This is a genomic window from Dielma fastidiosa (assembly GCF_000313565.1).
GTDB lineage: Bacteria > Bacillota_I > Bacilli_A > Erysipelotrichales > Erysipelotrichaceae > Dielma > Dielma fastidiosa.
Genome location: NZ_CAEN01000112.1, coordinates 1 through 297, shown reverse-complemented (window position 1 = coordinate 297; position 297 = coordinate 1). Strand labels below are relative to the sequence as shown.

1 protein-coding gene is annotated in these 297 nt (G+C 54.2%); it reads right to left on the bottom strand.

What is annotated here, in order from left to right; all coding sequences use genetic code 11:
* On the bottom strand, positions 1-297 hold a 297-nt coding region (locus DAHG_RS18245), incomplete at both ends, for an Ig-like domain-containing protein (protein ID WP_034456202.1).

Sequence of the window (297 nt, the reverse complement as noted above, 5' to 3'; positions counted from 1 at the left end):
GGTGCTGCCGCTGCCTACGGCCGTAACCAGACCTTCCTCACTGACTTCCGCGATCGTTTCGTCTTCACTGCGCCATGTCAGTGAATCGATCACGGCTGAAGCCGGCTTTGCCAATGCATACAGCTGAGTGGCTGAGCGCTGTTCATCGTTCAAGACCAGAACATCGTTGCCGATCAGCTGCAGACCGCTCAATCCCTCATCCTTCACACTGAGATGGATCGGATTACTGATGATGCCTTCTTCATTGACTGCCTGCAGAGTCACTTCACCGGCTTTCAATCCGACTGCCGTATAGCT